The 776-nt window shown below is 59.9% G+C and carries 1 protein-coding gene; it reads left to right on the top strand.

Annotation, left to right across the window (positions count from 1 at the left end; all coding sequences use genetic code 11):
- On the top strand, positions 1-776 hold a 776-nt coding region (locus FEM54_RS33395), incomplete at both ends, for an amino acid permease (protein ID WP_138454379.1).

The raw sequence follows: 776 nt of genomic DNA, 5'->3' as shown, positions 1-776 counted from the left end.
GGTCGTGGGCTCAATGATCGGCGGCGGGATCTTCTCACTGCCGCAGAACATGGCCGCACGCGCCGAAGTGGGCGCGGTGCTGATCGGCTGGGCAATCACCGCCGTCGGCATGCTCACCCTGGCGTTTGTGTTCCAGACCCTGGCCAATCGCAAACCCGAACTGGATTCCGGCGTGTACGCCTATGCCAAGGCCGGGTTCGGTGACTACATGGGGTTTTCGTCGGCCTGGGGTTATTGGATCAGTGCGTGGATGGGCAACGTCGGTTACTTCGTGTTGCTGTTCAGCACCCTCGGCTACTTTTTCCCGGTATTCGGCCAAGGCAATACACCAGTCGCCATCGGCTGCGCCTCGCTGCTGCTGTGGGCCGTGCATTTTCTGGTGCTGCGCGGCATCAAGGAGGCGGCGTTCATCAACCAGATCACCACCGTGGCGAAGATCGTGCCGTTGCTGATGTTTATCGTGATCGCCGCCGTGGCGTTCAAGGCGGATATTTTTACCCGCGATATCTGGGGCCTGGGCAACCCGCAATTTGGCAGCGTGGTCGATCAGGTGCGCAACATGATGCTGGTCACCGTGTGGGTGTTTATCGGCATCGAAGGCGCGAGCATCTTCTCGTCCCGTGCAGAAAAACGCAGCGACGTCGGCAAGGCCACCGTGATCGGTTTTATCACCGTGCTGCTGTTTTTGATGCTGGTGAACGTGCTGTCCCTGGGCATCATGACCCAACCGGAACTGGCCAAACTGCAGAACCCTTCGATGGCTGCCGTGCTGGAGC

The organism is Pseudomonas edaphica (assembly GCF_005863185.1).
GTDB classification, from domain to species: Bacteria; Pseudomonadota; Gammaproteobacteria; order Pseudomonadales; family Pseudomonadaceae; genus Aquipseudomonas; species Aquipseudomonas edaphica.
Note: the sequence above shows the minus strand (reverse complement) of the source record. Positions and strands in the feature narration are given on the sequence as shown.